Annotated in this window: 15 protein-coding genes; 6 read left to right on the top strand and 9 right to left on the bottom strand. The window is 72.4% G+C overall.

The annotated features are described in order from the left end of the window. Positions 1-21: 21 nt before the first annotated feature. Positions 22-540 carry a TetR/AcrR family transcriptional regulator C-terminal domain-containing protein gene (locus tag ACZ6TB_RS05815; RefSeq protein WP_465551041.1) on the top strand — a complete coding sequence of 173 codons (519 nt, stop codon included), beginning with the start codon at positions 22-24 and terminating at the stop codon, positions 538-540. Here ACZ6TB_RS05815 and ACZ6TB_RS05820 read toward each other — a convergent pair. Further along, positions 537-896, bottom strand: a complete 360-nt coding sequence (locus ACZ6TB_RS05820; RefSeq protein ID WP_465551043.1) for a nuclear transport factor 2 family protein — start codon at positions 894-896, stop codon at positions 537-539. The genes ACZ6TB_RS05815 and ACZ6TB_RS05820 overlap by 4 nt on opposite strands. Positions 897-1,047: 151 nt before the next feature. On the opposite strand from ACZ6TB_RS05820, the gene ACZ6TB_RS05825 reads away from it, so the two are divergent. The 3 genes from ACZ6TB_RS05825 to ACZ6TB_RS05835 all read left to right on the top strand — a co-directional run bounded on the left by ACZ6TB_RS05825 (position 1,048) and on the right by ACZ6TB_RS05835 (position 3,042). Next, positions 1,048-1,926: a maleylpyruvate isomerase family mycothiol-dependent enzyme gene (locus tag ACZ6TB_RS05825; RefSeq protein WP_465551045.1), complete on the top strand. Its 879-nt coding sequence runs from the start codon at positions 1,048-1,050 to the stop codon at positions 1,924-1,926. Beyond that, positions 1,919-2,485, top strand: coding sequence for an RNA polymerase sigma factor (locus tag ACZ6TB_RS05830; protein ID WP_465551047.1), 567 nt, complete (start codon positions 1,919-1,921; stop codon positions 2,483-2,485). Before ACZ6TB_RS05825 ends, ACZ6TB_RS05830 begins: the two co-directional genes overlap by 8 nt. 86 nt (positions 2,486-2,571) lie before the next feature. After that, the gene (locus ACZ6TB_RS05835; protein ID WP_465551049.1) at positions 2,572-3,042 is read left to right on the top strand and encodes a hypothetical protein; all 471 of its coding nucleotides are present in this window, start codon (positions 2,572-2,574) and stop codon (positions 3,040-3,042) included. On the opposite strand, the gene ACZ6TB_RS05840 is transcribed toward ACZ6TB_RS05835, so the two are convergent. Continuing rightward, entirely contained in the window at positions 3,039-3,932 is an 894-nt protein-coding gene (locus ACZ6TB_RS05840) for an NAD(P)-dependent alcohol dehydrogenase (protein ID WP_465551051.1), read from the bottom strand. The two genes, ACZ6TB_RS05835 and ACZ6TB_RS05840, sit on opposite strands and share 4 nt — an antisense overlap. A 106-nt stretch (positions 3,933-4,038) precedes the next feature. Here ACZ6TB_RS05840 and ACZ6TB_RS05845 point away from each other — a divergent pair, with 106 nt between their 5' ends. Both ACZ6TB_RS05845 and ACZ6TB_RS05850 read left to right on the top strand, forming a co-directional pair. Then, positions 4,039-5,073: a hypothetical protein gene (locus ACZ6TB_RS05845; protein ID WP_465551052.1), complete on the top strand. Its 1,035-nt coding sequence runs from the start codon at positions 4,039-4,041 to the stop codon at positions 5,071-5,073. Then, positions 5,070-5,591: a SigE family RNA polymerase sigma factor gene (locus tag ACZ6TB_RS05850; RefSeq protein ID WP_465551054.1), complete on the top strand. Its 522-nt coding sequence runs from the start codon at positions 5,070-5,072 to the stop codon at positions 5,589-5,591. Before ACZ6TB_RS05845 ends, ACZ6TB_RS05850 begins: the two co-directional genes overlap by 4 nt. Here ACZ6TB_RS05850 and gntF read toward each other — a convergent pair. The 7 genes from gntF to ACZ6TB_RS05885 form a co-directional block, all read right to left on the bottom strand. Further along, a complete protein-coding gene (gene gntF / locus ACZ6TB_RS05855; RefSeq protein ID WP_465551056.1) occupies positions 5,566-6,894 on the bottom strand; it encodes a guanitoxin biosynthesis pre-guanitoxin forming N-methyltransferase GntF in 1,329 nt (442 codons plus the stop codon). The two genes, ACZ6TB_RS05850 and gntF, sit on opposite strands and share 26 nt — an antisense overlap. A 104-nt stretch (positions 6,895-6,998) precedes the next feature. Next, positions 6,999-7,256, bottom strand: coding sequence for a hypothetical protein (locus tag ACZ6TB_RS05860; RefSeq protein WP_465551058.1), 258 nt, complete (start codon positions 7,254-7,256; stop codon positions 6,999-7,001). 177 nt (positions 7,257-7,433) lie between these two features. Beyond that, the gene (locus tag ACZ6TB_RS05865; protein ID WP_465551059.1) at positions 7,434-8,234 is read right to left on the bottom strand and encodes an inositol monophosphatase family protein; all 801 of its coding nucleotides are present in this window, start codon (positions 8,232-8,234) and stop codon (positions 7,434-7,436) included. Positions 8,235-8,238: 4 nt separating this feature from the next. Next, the gene (locus ACZ6TB_RS05870) at positions 8,239-8,625 is read right to left on the bottom strand and encodes a nuclear transport factor 2 family protein (protein ID WP_465551061.1); all 387 of its coding nucleotides are present in this window, start codon (positions 8,623-8,625) and stop codon (positions 8,239-8,241) included. Further along, the gene (locus ACZ6TB_RS05875) at positions 8,622-10,064 is read right to left on the bottom strand and encodes an MFS transporter (RefSeq protein ID WP_465551063.1); all 1,443 of its coding nucleotides are present in this window, start codon (positions 10,062-10,064) and stop codon (positions 8,622-8,624) included. The genes ACZ6TB_RS05870 and ACZ6TB_RS05875 overlap by 4 nt, the downstream gene beginning before the upstream one ends. Continuing rightward, positions 10,058-11,317: an aminotransferase class I/II-fold pyridoxal phosphate-dependent enzyme gene (locus tag ACZ6TB_RS05880; protein WP_465551065.1), complete on the bottom strand. Its 1,260-nt coding sequence runs from the start codon at positions 11,315-11,317 to the stop codon at positions 10,058-10,060. Before ACZ6TB_RS05880 ends, ACZ6TB_RS05875 begins: the two co-directional genes overlap by 7 nt. 26 nt (positions 11,318-11,343) lie before the next feature. Beyond that, positions 11,344-14,394, bottom strand: a complete 3,051-nt coding sequence (locus tag ACZ6TB_RS05885; RefSeq protein ID WP_465551066.1) for a putative bifunctional diguanylate cyclase/phosphodiesterase — start codon at positions 14,392-14,394, stop codon at positions 11,344-11,346. Between the last annotated feature and the right edge of the window lie 106 nt (positions 14,395-14,500).

Genomic DNA, 14,500 nt, shown 5'->3' on the forward strand with positions numbered 1-14,500 from the left:
CCGGTGTGGAAAAATCGCGCCGTGCAGCTTCGTCGCGCCGAGGTCCTGCGGGGCGCCCGCGAGTTGATCGACGCCGAGGGTCTGGACGGGCTCGGCGCCGAGGAGCTCGCGACCCTCCTGACGGTGCCGGCGGCCGAGGTCCACCGGCACTTCCCCGACCGCGACGCGCTGCTCGCGGCCGTCGCCGAGGACCTGCTCGCCGGCGTCGGCGCGCCCCCGGCCGGTCCGTGGGACCAGCGCCTGGTCACGCTCGCGCACGGCCTGCGGCGGGCGCTGCTGGCAACGCGCGACGGCGGCCGGCTGCTGGCCGGCACGCTGGTGACCGAGCCCGGCACGATCCGGGCCGGCACCGAGATCCTGGTCGACGACGGGATGCCGGCCGAGCAGGCGGCGTGGTCGGTGCTCGCGCTCGCGCACTTCATCCTCGGCCACATCCTCGAGGAACAGCGCGACGGCCCGTCCGGCGACGCCGACCGGCTCTTCGACTTCGGCCTCGGCCTGGTGGTCGACGGCATCCGCCGCCGGATGCCGGAGGTCTAGGGCCAGGTGGTGTATTCGCGCAGGTAGGCGATCCGCCCGTCCGCGGGCCGGGCGATCGTGGCGCCGGCCAGCAGGGACCGCTCGCCGCGCCAGCTGCGGGTGAGCTCCCACTCGGCCACGAGCAGGTCGCCGGCGGCGGCACTGTTGGTGATCTGCCACTCGTGCACCTCGCCGTGCGCGAACCACTGCCGCAGCCACCGCTCGACCCGCTCGACCCCGCGGTGGACCGTGCCGCGCGAATCGACGACCACGCACTCCAGGGCGAGCGTGGCCAGCACGGCGTCGACGTCGTGCCGCCGCCACCCGTCGACGTATTCGTGCAGCAGGTCAGGGGCGAGTGTGGGGTCGTTGTTCACGAACGCCCACCGCAACGGGGCTCTCTCCACGCGCATGTCCGGTGTTCGCACGCCGGCCGTCAACGGATGGGCGCTGTCGCGGTTCCGTCTCGAGCTGGCGCAAACCGTGCACGGTCGTCGATCCTTGGGACCCGGGAAAGGGGGTGGGCCTATGCACCCGGACGATCTGGAGGCGTACGCCTTCGGTGATCTCCCCTCGCCCTCGGTGACCACGCACGTCTCCGAGTGCGAGCGGTGCGCGGCGATCGTCGGCCGGGCGCGCGAGGTGGCCGGCTGGCTCGCGTCCACGCATGCCGAGCCGCCGCCGCCCGGACTGCGCTCCCGCGTTCTCACCAAGGCGCTCGATCAAAGGCCTTCCTCCCCGTACGCGTCACAGGCCGCCGCCCTCGCCGACCTGCTCGACTCGCTGCTGCCGTCGCAGTGGCAGGCCCGCACGGCCGACGGGCGCACGGTCCGGGAGCTCATCCGGCACCTCGCCGGCAACGACGGGCTGGTGCTCGCCGACCTCGGCCTGCCGACCGCGCCGTCGTGGCGCGACCAGTCCGAGCGGCTGCTCACGGTGACCGGCGACCTCGACCGGCCGGTGCGGCTGGCCGGCAAGGTCCCGATGCGCCGGCCGCTGCGCGAGGCGCTCACCCAGCGGGCCTTCGAGACCTGGATCCACCACGACGACATCCGGGCCGCCGTCGCCCTGCCGCTCGCGCCGCCCCCGCCCGGCCACCTGGCCCGGATCCTCGGGTTCGGCCTGGCCCTGCTGCCCGGCGCGATCGACGCGGCCGGGCGTGGCCGGCCCGGCTGCTCGGTGCGGCTCGCGCTGACCGGCCCCGGCGGCCTCGACCACGTCGCGGCCCTCTCCGCCCGCGGTCCCGCCACCGGCCCGCCGGCCGCCGCGGTGACCATGCCGGCCGAGCGGTTCGGCCGCCTGATGGCCGGGCGCATCCCGGTCGAGCCCACGGTCGCCACGATCAGCGGCGACCGCGCGACCGCCCTGCTCCTGCTCACCGTCGCCGGAACGCTGGGGTGTGAGTGACGTGCGATCCCAGCCCGACGACGCACGGCTGCACGCCATGCTGACCGCCGCCGACGAGAACGCGCTGGCCGAGGCGTACGACCGGCACGCGCCGTCGGCGTACGCCCTGGCCCTGCGGATCACCGGGGACCAGTGCTGGGCCGAGGACGCGGTGCAGGAGGCGTTCGTCGAGCTGTGGCGGCATCCCGGCCGGTTCGACCCGCAGAGCGGCTCGCTGCGGGCCTGGCTCTGCATGCTGACCCGCCGCCGGGCGATCGACCTGCTGCGCCGCCAGTCGGCCCAGCGCACCCACCTGACCCGGCTGGCCGGCCAGGCTCCGGTCGAGGGCGGTGTCGAGGACGATGTGGTCGGGGCCGCTCAGGCCAAGGCGGTGCGCGAATGCGTACGCGATCTGCCCGTTCTGTACCGCGACCCGATCGCGCTGGCCTACTACTACGGGTTGTCCTACCGCCAGGTGGCCGCCGAGCTGGGCGTCCCCGAGGGCACCGCGAAGTCACGCCTGCGCTCGGGCCTGCGCCTGCTGGCCGAGCGCATGTCCGCGGCCGGCTACCCCGGGTAGGCAGTGGTGCGGCGAGGCCGGGTGGGGCGGCCCAAGCCGTCCGGTCGGCCGTTCCGCCGCGCCCGGCCCGCCGCTACCCTGCCCAGATGTTTCCGGAAAAATCCGGCTTTGGTGGGCGCCCACGCGTCGTAACCGTCGCCTTCTGGCTTCAGACCGGCGTCGCGGCGCTGCTTGCCCTCGTCGCCGCCGTCGCCCTGGCCGACACCCTGCAATACCGGGTGCTGCCCGGAAACCCGCTCTCCTCCGGGCTACTTTTCGCCTTCGCCGCCGGGCTGGCCGTCACCGCCGCCGGCCTGCGGCGCGGTAGCCGGATCGCGCACCGGCTGAGCCTGGCCGGCCTGGTGCTGCTGATGACCGTGCAGGTGGCGAGCGTGCTCGGCGTGGGCACGACCTACGAGTCCTCGTTCGGCGGATTCACCTACGGCAGTTCGGTCGTATGGCTCGCGCTGTCGTGGGCCGTGACGGCGACGGCGTCCGCGGCCGTGCTCGGGCTCGCCGTACCGGCCATAGCGATGCTCGCGAGCACCCCCGCCCGCCGCTTCTTCGCCGGGGCCTAGATCACCCGGATCACCACGTTGCCGACCCTGCGGCCGCCGTCGACGTGGCGATGGGCCTCGACGATCTCGGACATCGGGTAGGAACGGTCGATCACCACCCGCAGGCGACCCTGTTCCAGCAGGCTTCGCAGCGCCGCCAGGGCCTCGTGCCGGCGCGCCCGCGGGCCGGTGATCGCGGTGCGGACGGCGGTCGTCGACAGGTAGCGGCCGGTGCGCGCGAGCAGGCGCCGCGACCCGGCGCGCCCGATGTCGAGCACGACGTCGTACCGCTCGCCGGCCGCCGCGAGCGCGTTCTCGAAGACGCGGGCGGCGCCCAGCTCCTCGACCAGGCGGGCGTCGCGCTCGCCGCACACCGCGTGGACGGTGGCGCCGAGATGGGCGGCGAGCTGCACCGCGTACGTGCCGATGCTCCCCGACGCCCCGATGACCAGCACCTTCTGCCCGGCCTGCACCCGGCCCCGCTCCCGCAGGAAGTGCCAGGCCGTGGTGAAGCCACCGACCGCGGCGGCCGCCTGCGCGTACGTCACATTGGCCGGCATCGTCGTCAGGCAGGCGCGTTCCGACAGGCCCGTGAACTCGGCGTTGGCGCCGAAGCCGGTGAGCCCGAAGACCCGGTCGCCTTTCCGGAGGGTGCGCGCCCCGGGGCCGGTCCCCTCGATCTCGCCGGCAAATTCCCTGCCCAGCACGCGTACGCCCCGGCGGGGTCGCCGCATGCCGATCAGCACCCGCCCCCAGCGCGGCTCCCCGCGCCGCACCCCGCACTCGGCCGGCGTCACGGTCGTCGCGTGCACCCGCACCAGCACCTCATCGCCCCGCGGCACCGGCCGGGGCAGATCGACCGGGACGAGCACCTCGGGCGGGCCGTAGGACTCGAAGATCACCGCGCGCATGGCCGACATGATCGAGGGCCGTCCCTGTGATTCGCCTGAGCCCCGTGGAACCCTTTGTGGCGCCGATGTCTTTCAAGGGTGGACGGGAGACGACGGGGAGGACGCGGTGACGGAACGGATCAGGGAGTTGCTCGACGGGGCGGTGGCCGGCGTCGAGCCGGGCGACCGCGACCCGGTCGGGGCGGTGGTCCGGCGCGGCCGGGCGGCGCGCCGGCGGGCGATGGTGGCCGGGGCGCTGGTGGTGGCGCTGATCGGGGGCGGGCTGGCGGCCGGCCGGCAGCTGACCGCGGCGCCCGTCCCACCGCCGGCCGGCACGAGCCCGCTCGGCGGTCCGCCGGTGCCGCGGGTGGTCGGCCACAACGTGGTGGCGGGCGCGATGCGGCTGCCCATCCCGGACGGCTGGACGGTGCTGAAGAACGACCCGGCCCGGCCCTGCGGCGACCTCACCAAGACCATCCTGATCGTCGTCACCGGCAACCGGGGCTGCCAGTACGCGCCGGTCGAGGTCTACGGGAGCACGGACATCACCCCCGGCGGGCCGCTCCTCGCCGGCGCGGAACTGCAGGCCGAGCGCAACATCGCGACCCCGCCGACCGCGGTGACGCTGCGCGGCGGCGAGCCGGCCTGGCTGTCGGAGAGCCTCGAGGCCGCGGACCTCGCGCCGGACCGGTCGCCCGACTTCAGCTTCTGGAACGTGGTCGTGCTGCCGTGGTCGATGGTGATGCTGCAGCTGCGCGAGAACGGCCCCGCCGAGCGGAAGATCCTCAACTCGATCGTCACCACGCCGACCGAGGCGGGCGTCCTGGCCCTGCCCGACTCGGCCGACGCGGTCTCGCTGACCACGCCGGACGCGAAGGGCGTGAACCGCAAGACCGGGGCCGCGTGGTCGGAGAATCCGGCGACGATCGCGGCGGTGATCGCGTTGCTGCGGGCGCAGTCGGACGTCGTGGACGACTCGGCCGCGTGCGCGCACGCCGGCCAGCCCCGGGCGGCGCTCACCCTGCAGTCGGACGACCCGGCCCAGGTGGTCATCACGCTGGGCGGCGGGTGCCAGGAGGCGGTTTCCTCGTCCGGCGGGCGCGTACGCGTGAGCGACGCGACCGTGGCCCAGCTCAAGACCCTGCTCGGGATCGCCCGGTGACGGCCGCGGGGTTCGCCGGCTTCGTGACGGACCGCTACCCGGCGCTGGTCCGCTACGGCACGCTGCTGACCGGCGACCGCGGCAAGGGCGAGGACCTGACCCAGGAGGCGCTGGTCAAGACGTACCGGGCGTGGCGCCGGCTGCACGAGCAGGGCGACCCGGAGGCGTACACCCGGCAGGTCATGGCCCGCGCCGCGTGGCGGGCCGGCCGGCGGCTGTGGCGGCGGGAGATTCCGGCCGAGGCGCTCCCCGACCGGCCCGCGGCCGGCGACGCGTACGACCAGAAAGAGACCGCCCAGGTCGTGCTCGCCGCCCTGCGCGAGTTGCCGGCCGCCCAGCGTGTCGTGCTGGTCCTGCGTTACTGGGCCGGCCTCACCGAGCAGGAGATCGCCGCCCAGCTCGGCTGCTCGGCCGGCACCGTGAAGAGCCGGGCGAGCCGCGCCATCGCGGCCCTGCGCCGCGCCGACGGGCCGCTCGCCGACGCGTTCGCGCTCACCGAGGCCGGGCCCGTCCCCTGACGGCGGCCCACCCGCATCGCCGGCCGGCTCCGGACGGCGGCGCCGGGTGGGCGCGGCGTGCCCGGCAGAGCAGGATCGCGGCGTAGCCGTGGGAACCTCGCTGGGCCGTCGGGATGACCTCGATTCCCTCGCGCAGGGGTTCGAAGTCGGGGCGTAGGGCCGCTCGGAGGTCGCGTTCGTCGATGTCGGCGCCGGGGAAGGTCATGCCGCCGACCGTGTAGCCGCGGCACCGGCGCAGCGCCGCGGTGAGGAAGAGGCCGCCGGGCTGGACCAGGCCGGTGATGTGGCGCATGAACAGGTGCCACGTGGCGCGGTCGCCGGTCGCCGAGTCCGCGCAGTAGGCACTGATGACGGTCGCGTAGCTTCGGGCCAGCGGACGAGGGTGACGGGCGTCCACCCGTACGAGCGTGGTGATCTTTGCTCTGGTCAGGTCTTCCCGCGCGGTCACTTCGTCGTCGGTCGGACAGGTGTTGCCCTCGCATTGCAGGGTGTAGCGGACGAACGGCCGCCAGTCGTGGGCGCCCGGCGCACGGTCGATCCACCGCCGGATCTCGGCCAGGTTCCCGGGCAGATAGTCGCCCAGATGGATCTCGGACGCCGTCTCGGCGCACGCGAACACGTGGTGGAGGGTGGGACCGGTCCCGAAGAACAGGATCGGCCGATCGCGTTCGGCGTGGCGCATCGCGTCGACGAGAAACGCGATCGTGGCGACCTCGTCCGGCTCGACGGTGCGGTAGTAGCCGGCGAGGTACTCGGCCGGCACCCAGTCGGTGTCGAACGACGCGTGCCCGCGACGCCGGCCGAGGACGGTCCGGGTGAGCCGGGCAAGCGCGACTTCATAGAACGCGGCGCCGAGGTTGGCGCCGCCGAGGAAGACGAGCGCCTCGTCGGTGGTGATCGAATCGGTCGCCACGGCGGCCCCGAACGCGGCCGTGTAGTACGGCACCTCCTTGGCGACCTCGGTGCCGGTGTAGGCCACGGCCGCGGCCACCCGGGCGGCGCGCTCACCGCCGACCCGGCGCCGGGTGACGTCGTACGCCAGCTTGGACAGCACGTTGGTGCTCGTCCCCGTCGCCGCCAGCAGAGCTCCGTTCGCCCTCAGGTTGACGCGCAGCCCGAGCACCCAGACCGTGTAACTCGCGAGGAGAAACGCCACGACCGACCGATGGCCGAGTTCGGCCAGCAACCCGGTGGCGACCAGCCCGGCGCCGGCGGCCGCCGCCAAGGCGTCCAACGCATAGGTGGACGCCGCGGTGGCCGCCAGGCTGACGCCCCAGGCAAGGAGCGGCGACGATCGAACCATGGGGCGCCTCCGGGCGGTGATCCGGTGAGGTGCCCAGGGTCGGCCGTGCGGGTGCTCACCTTCCAGGTCAGATCGTGGTCAATTGCTGCTCACGTCGACCGCACTCATTTTCTTTCCGACGCCCTTGGTGACGCCGACCAAAGTGCATCCAACGGAAGCACCAGCGTGCCGTCGTCGAAGCGGAACGTCAGTGTGCCGGTGTACAACACCGCGGCCATCGCGAGGCGGTTGCCGGCCTTGATCTCAAACGCAAAGACCATCCCGTCGTCGCGCTCCAGAATCAGATCGACCTCGTGAGCCTCGGACGTGCGCGATCCTTTCCGGCGTAAGGCCGAGAAGCCACGCCATGACGCCCGCGTCAACCAGATGCACCTTCGGCTGGCGGGCGACCCGGGAGCCCAGTGTCGTTCCCCAGGCCGGCACCCGCTGAGGCCGCGCCGGCGATGTTCGACACCTGACCCGATCGGGCGGCGAGAACGCGGAGGAGCCGGGGGAGCATCTCTCGTTGGCGTACTCGGCTCAGCTCCAGCACATCACGCTCAATGACGAGATCGAGGTAGTTCGCGAACCAGCGCGACGAGCGTGAGGAGCGCCGCGTGCGTCGGAGCGTCGGCCGCCGCCAGCAGGCCGGGCCCGGAGTGCAGCGGCGAGCCGTCGAGGGCGGTCACCACGCAGCCGGCCGCCTCGCACAGCGCGATCCCGGCCGCGAAGTGCACGCTGTCGCGCAGGTCGCCGCCGGTGACGTAGGCGGCCCGCCGGCCCGCCGCCACCCAGGTCAACGCCAGCGTGGTGGAGAGCACCCGGGGCCGGAAGCGGGCGGCGAACCCGGGCGCGGTCAGCAGCGCGTGCGCCCGGTCGATCGGATAGGGCGGGTCGAGGTTGATGTCGACCAGCGCCGTGGCGGACGACGGCGCGAGCGGGAGGTCGGCGCCGTCGTGACGCACGAAAGCCCGGTCGCCGCCGGTCCAGAAGACCTCGCCGGTGAACGGGTCGGCGACGGCGGCCACGGACGGGCGGCCGCCGACGCGCAGCGCCACGTTCACCGCCACCGCCATCGTGCCGGCCGCGAAGTTCAGCGTGCCGCAGAGCGGGTCGACCAGCCAGCGCCGGTCGGCCGCGCCCGCGCCGGTCGCGCCGCTCTCCTCCCCCACGAACGCGTCGAGGGGCCGGGCCTCGCCCAGCACCGCCAGGATCGCCTTCTCGGCGTCCAGGTCGGCGGCGGTGGCGAAGTCGCCGGCCCCCTTGTCGAAGCGGGTCAGCGGGCCGCCGAACGCGGCCCGCACGACGGCGGCCCCGGCCGAGGCCGCGGCGATGGCGAGTTCTCGATCATCTGAGTGCACGCCATCAGTCAACCGTGGGCTCGCCACCAAGGCAGTGCCGCCACCGCCAGCGCTCGCCGGCCAGCTCCACCATCCCGGAGACCCGGTACGGGAACGTGTCGGTCTCGCCCGCGTCGGTGCGCACGAGACCGTCGGCCTCGGCGAAGACGTACGCCTGAGCGCCGTACCGGTGCACGACCGAGCGGGTCACCGTCCAGGCGTACGCCTCATCGCGCAGGAAGACCTTGCCGAGCAGCGCCGCCAGCGCGTCCCGGCCGGTCGCCGTCTCGTCCCGCTCGGACCCGGCGTAGCCGATGTCGTCGCCGCCGGCGAAGCAGGCCAGGGCGGCGCCGAGGTCGCGGGCCGCGAACGCGTCGCTGAGGTCGCGGACGGCGTCGAGGGGTTCGGTCATGCGGGCTGTTTCTCCTTGGAAGGACGCTGGTTCTCCACAGAAGGACGCTGGTTCTCCACAGAAGGACGCTGGTTCTCCACAGAAGGACGCTGGTTCTCCATAGAAGGACGCTGGTTCTCCATGGAAGGACGCTGGGCGAGCACGAACCGCTCGGCCAGGACGAACCGGGCCGGCCGGTCGGACGAGTGCCGGGCCTCGTAGTGCGCGTCCTTCTCCGGCTTCCGCATCCCGGGCAGGAACAGGAAGCCGAACGTCACCGCCGCGCCCAGCAGGCCGGCCCCGAGCAGCGTCTCCCGGACGCCGATCCAGGCGGCTACGGGCGCCGCCAGCGCGTACGAGAGCGGCAGCAGCGCCGTGGAGACGAACCAGTCCACGCTCGACACCCGGCCGAGCATCCCGTCCGGGACGAACCGCTGCTTGGCCGTGGCCCAGGCGATCGTGCCGGCCGCCTCGAGCCCGTTGACCGCGACGCAGGCGAGAGCCAGGTGCCACGTCTGGGTGGCGGCGCCGTAACCGGCCACCGCCAGCGTGGCGACGGCCCAGGTCCCGTACATGTAGCTGATGAATTTCCGCGGGATGCCGATCCAGCCGACCGTCAGCGCCGCCACGATCGCCCCGAGGCCGCCCGAGGTGAGCACCAGGCTCAGGGCGGTGGCGCTGCCGTTCAGCTCGGTCTTCACCACGTACGGCAGCAGCACCTCGGTCGGGCCGATGAACAGCAGATAGGTGAAGGTCGCCGACAGGAACGTGCCCCACAGCCAGATGTGCCGCCGGACATATCCGATACCTTCCCGCATTTCCTGCCAAAGCGATTCCGAGGATGAATCGGATATGTCCGATTCAACCGAAGCGCGCATCGCCAGCAGGCAGACCACCGAAACGAGGAACGTAAAGGCGTCGAAGGCGAACGCCCAAGGCGCCCCGACCAGGGCGATGACCGCGCCGCCCAGCATCGGCCCGAAGATCTGCAGGCAGGCCGGCCGGACGAACTGGTCGAGCGCGTTCGCCGCGACCAGGTCATCCTCCGGCACCACCTGCGGCACCAGCGCGTCGAACGACGGTCCGAAGAAGCCGGCCGACGCGCCGTACACCACGATCAGCCCGAGCAGCATCCAGAGCGAGGTCATCGCCCCGGTGAGCGCGAGCGCCGCCACGCCGGCCATGACCAGTCCCCGGATCACGTCCGAGACCAGCATGACCCGGCGTGGGTCGAAGCGATCGCTGATCACCCCGCCCAGCAGCAGCGTGACGACCTGCGGGAGGGAGAGCGCGACGCCCACGGCGGACATCGCGCTCGGCACCCCGAACCGGTCGTACACGTACCAGGCGAGAGCGACCAGCAGCATCCCGTCGCCGATCAGCGAAGCGCTCATGCCGGTCCACAGCAGCCGGAACTGTTTGTGGCGCAGGGGCGCCAGCGGACCGGCGACGGTCAGCACGTGCGGAGCTTGCCGTCGTTGTGGAGCTCGGTGATGGCGGCGTTCAGCTCGTCGATCTCCTCGTCGGTGTTGGCCGCGGTGACCTGGGCCCGGAAGCCGACCTGGTCGCGCGGGACCAGCGGGTACGCGGCCAGCGTCACGTAGATGCCCCGGTCCCAGAGCAGCTTGCCGACGGCGTCGATGTCCTGGCCCTCGGCCAGCGGCAGCTCGATGACCGGCGTGGTGCCGGTGTTCGGCGTGTAGACGCCCAGGCCGCGGACGTGGTCGAGCACCTTCATGCTCTTGCGGTACAGGTCGGCACGGATGTCGTCGCCGCGCTTCTCGTTGAGGTCGAGGCCGGCGTTGACCGTGGCCAGCGACGCGGTCGGGGCCGGGCCCGAGTACAGGTACGGCGCGGCCGAGACCTTGAGGTGGTTCTTCAGCCAGGTCGGCAGGGCCAGGAAGGCCAGCAGCGACGAGTACGACTTGGAGAAGCCGCCCACGAGCACGATGTTGTCGTACGTCTCGCCGCAGTACTTGACGATCGCGTTGCCCTTGATGCCGTACGGCGACTTCTCGTTGGCGGCCCGCTCGCCGATGACGCCGAAACCGTGCGCGTCGTCGACGTAGACCAGGGCGCCGAACTCGCGGGCGACCGCCGCGAACGCCTTGATGTCGGGGGCGTTGCCGGTCATCGAGTTCACGCCGTCCATGGCGATGATCTTCTGCACGCCGGCCGGCGCGGCGGCGAGCAGCTCGCGCAGGTGCTCGTGGTCGTTGGCGCGGAACCGCTGCACGGTGGCGCCGAGGCCGCGGGCGACCATGCTGCCGTCGTAGATGGTCTTGTGGGCCTGCGAGTCGAGGAAGATGTAGCCGTTCTTGCCGGTCAGGATCGGCAGCACCGACATGTGGATGTGGGTGATCGTCGGCAGGACGAGGGTGTCGGGCGCGTCGAGCAGCGCGGTCAGCTTCTCCTCGATCTGCGGGTAGATCGACGGGTTGCCGAGCAGGCGCGACCAGCTCGGGTGGGTGCCCCAGCGGGACACCTCGGGAGCGATCGCGTCCATGATCTCGGGCTCGAGGTCGAAGCCGAGGTAGTTGCAGGACGCGAAGTCGGCCAGCCAGTGGTCACCCACGCGGATCCGGCGGCCCTTGATCTCCTCGATCGTGGCGTCGTACATCGGGTTGCCGGCCCGCAGCCGCTCGAGGTCCGCCCAGCGGCCTTCGCGCTGCACGAACTCGAGGCCGTCACCGGGGATGGGAGCGAGGGACATGTGGTTCCTTCCAAGGGGGTGGGGATTCATCGGGTGGAGGTCGCGGTCAGCCAGTCGCCGATCTCATCGGCAGTCACCGGCCTGGAGAAGAGGTATCCCTGGCCAAAAGGACAGCCCATTTGCACGAGCGCCTGGCGGTGCCCGTCGAGCTCGATGCCCTCGGCCACGACGGCGAGGTCGAGCGTGCGGGCGAGGCTCACGATCGTCTCGACGAGCGCCATCTGTTGCGTGCTGTCCAGGATGTCGTCGATGAACGATTTATCGATCTTGAGAACGTCGACCGGCATCTGGCTCAGGTAGCTGAGCGACGAGTAGCCGGTGCCGAAGTCGTCGATGGCGATCCGGACACCCATGGCGCGCAGCTCACGGAGGTCGGCCCAGACCTGGTCGGCGTCGTGCAGCACGAGGCTCTCGGTGATCTCCAGCAGCAGCCATTCCGGGCGCGAGCTGGTCTCCACGAGCACCGCGCGCACCTGGTCGACGAAACCGGGCGTACGGAACTGGCGGGCCGAGACGTTCACCGACACGTACCGCAGCAGGTTGCCCTCGGGCCGGCGCCGCCAGGCGGCGAACTGCTCGAGCGCCTGCCGCAGCACCCACCCGCCGATCGCGACCACCGAGCCGTTCTCCTCGGAGAGCTCGATGAACTCGTTCGGGCCGAGCAGGCCGCGGGCCGGGTGCTGCCAGCGCACCAGGGCCTCCATGCCGATGACCAGGCCGGTGGGCAGGTCGACAATGGGCTGGTAGCGCAGCCGCATCTGGTCGCCGGGCACCGCCTCGATCAGCGCCGAGCGCATCTCGAGCCGGCGCATCATCGCCTCGTGCAGCTCGTCCTGGTAGCCGCGCCAGGTGCTCTTGCCGTCGGTCTTGGCCACGTACATGGCCACGTCGGCGCGGCGCAGCAGCTCGGTGATGCCCTCGGACTCCGCGCTGGTCGCGACGCCGACGCTGGCGGCGCCGCTGACCAGGTGCAGACCGCCGTTGCCGTCGGAGACCTCGATCGGCACGCCGAGCGCCGCCACGATGCGGGCCGCGATGCCCTCGATCTCCTCGATGTCGGTCACGTGCTCGATCAGCACCGCGAACTCGTCGCCGCCGGTGCGGGCGGCCGTGTTCAGCGGGCCGACCACCTCGGTGATCCGCCGGCCGACCGCGATCAGCAGCTGGTCGCCGGCGGCGTGCCCGAGCGAGTCGTTGACCTCCTTGAAGTCGTCGAGGTCGACGAACAGGACGCCCACGGTGCTGAGGGTGTTCTCGGCGGCCACGGCCGCCTGCTCGAGCCGGGTCTGGAACAGCGCCCGGTTGGCGAGCCCGGTCAGGGTGTCGTGGAACGCCTGGTGGGCCAGGTCGGTCTCGAGGCGCCGGCGCTCGGTGACGTCGCGGATGGTGACCACGAGGCCGCCGACGGCCGGGTCCGCGCGCAGGTCGCGGCAGGTGCACTCGACCTGCAGCAGCAGGTCGTCGCCGGAGATCGCGGTGAGGTCGACGCCGTCCCGCGGCCCGCGGCCGGCCCGCACCTCGTCGAGCAGCAGGCGCAGGTCGCCGTGGTCGGTGCCGGCGATGAGCCGGGACAACTCGGTGCCGACCAGGTCGGTGCGGCCGAAGACGGGCAGGGCGGACGGGCTCGCGTACCGGATCATCTCGTCGTCGCCGACGATGAGGATGACGTCGGAGGCGCTCTGGATCAGCGCGCGGAAGTAGTCCTCGCTGCTGCGCCGGTTGATCTCCTTGGTCAGGGTGATCCGCTCGACGGCCATCGTGCCCTGCGCCATCAGCGCGTCGAAGGACGGCTGGAGCGAGGTGAGCACGGCGTCGTCGGCGGCCAGGTAGGCGCGGTTGCGGTGGGGCCGGCTGTCGGCGACCGAGCCGGAGACGGCCTCGGCGAACAGCGCGGACTCGAATCCGGCCAGCTCGGCGGCGATCTCGGCGGGCAGGTCGGCCACCGACACCCAGCCGGTGCCCATGAGACCGGTCGGCTCGCCGTGCTCGGCGTCGTTGCGGGTGTAGAAGAACCGGTAGAGCTCGCCCTCGGGCACGATCGCGGCCACGGCCTGCTGCAGCGCCTCGCCGGCCTCGGACTCGCTGCTGGCGGCGACCAGGTCGGCGGCCGAGATGCGCAGGGTGCGCTCGCGGGCGGTGTTGTCCCGCTGCGCCTGGAGCAGGCCGGCCACGCGGGCCATCACCAGCAGGAACATCGTGCCGGACGCGGTCGAGATCATGATGGCGTCCTCGACGCCGCCGGTGAGGTCCTCGACGACCAGCACGGCCGGGGCGATCAGCGACGCGACCGCCATGGCCGCGATCCGCCGGCCACCGGCGACGGCGTGCTTGGTGGCCGCCCCGCCCGAGGTCATCTTGCGCATCGACGGGTGCAGCGCGGCCAGCGCCGTGGCGGTGTAGAAGAAGATCCAGCCGGAGTCGGTGGGGCCGCCGACGTGCCAGGTGCCGTCGAGCTGGCGCAGACCGTAGATCACGTCGGTGACGAGCAGCCCGGTGACGCCGAACAGCAGCGTGGTCAGCGCGACCGGCTTGCGGCCGCCCGCCGTGATCAGGCGCAGCAGCATGGCCAGCGCCAGCACGTCGCCGAGCGGGTACGCGGCCGAGGTCAGCTTCTCGAAGACGCCCATGCTCTCGTCCCGCACGTACGGCGAGATCAGGAAGACCCAGGAGAGCAGGCCGAGACCGGCGGTCGGCACCAGCGCGTCGAGCAGCGCGGCCCGGTTGTTCTGACCCGACCGGGCCCGGATGAAGATGATCAGGGCAACCGCGAGCATCGGGTAGACCAGCAGGTAGAACGCGTCCGCGACGGACGGGAACGGGTTCTGCCGCCCGAGGAAATCGGTGAGGACGTTGTACGTGGTGTCCCCGAGCGTGAAGCTGACCAGCACCGCGGCGAGCAGGTACCAGGGCAGTCGTTTCGACGGCCGGTGTGCCCGCACGCCGATGACGACGGCGGCCGCGGCCGAGAGGCCGATCGCCGCCCAGATGTACATGCTGTAGGCCGGCAACGTGTAGAACACGACCGACAGCGCGACGATCCAGGCGGCGAAGCACGACTGCAGACGCGTCGGCGACATCCGTGCTCCGATCCACTGGTAGAGGCTTGCTGAGGCCTCCTGGATCGGCACCGCGGCGGCGCCGTTTTACCCTCCGCCGCCAAACTCGTCCGAACGGATGATGCCC

Source organism: Actinoplanes sp. NPDC051537, from assembly GCF_055586105.1.

Excerpts from the sequence above, each read along its gene's own strand:
- ACZ6TB_RS05825 (WP_465551045.1), top strand. The coding sequence starts at position 1,048 with ATGCACCCGGACGATCTGGAGGCGTACGCCTTCGGTGATCTCCCCTCG.
- ACZ6TB_RS05835 (WP_465551049.1), top strand. The coding sequence starts at position 2,572 with ATGTTTCCGGAAAAATCCGGCTTTGGTGGGCGCCCACGCGTCGTAACC.
- ACZ6TB_RS05840 (WP_465551051.1), bottom strand. The coding sequence starts at position 3,932 with ATGCGCGCGGTGATCTTCGAGTCCTACGGCCCGCCCGAGGTGCTCGTC.
- gntF (WP_465551056.1), bottom strand. The coding sequence starts at position 6,894 with ATGGTTCGATCGTCGCCGCTCCTTGCCTGGGGCGTCAGCCTGGCGGCC.
- ACZ6TB_RS05870 (WP_465551061.1), bottom strand. The coding sequence starts at position 8,625 with ATGACCGAACCCCTCGACGCCGTCCGCGACCTCAGCGACGCGTTCGCG.
- ACZ6TB_RS05880 (WP_465551065.1), bottom strand. The coding sequence starts at position 11,317 with ATGTCCCTCGCTCCCATCCCCGGTGACGGCCTCGAGTTCGTGCAGCGC.
- ACZ6TB_RS05885 (WP_465551066.1), bottom strand. The coding sequence starts at position 14,394 with ATGTCGCCGACGCGTCTGCAGTCGTGCTTCGCCGCCTGGATCGTCGCG.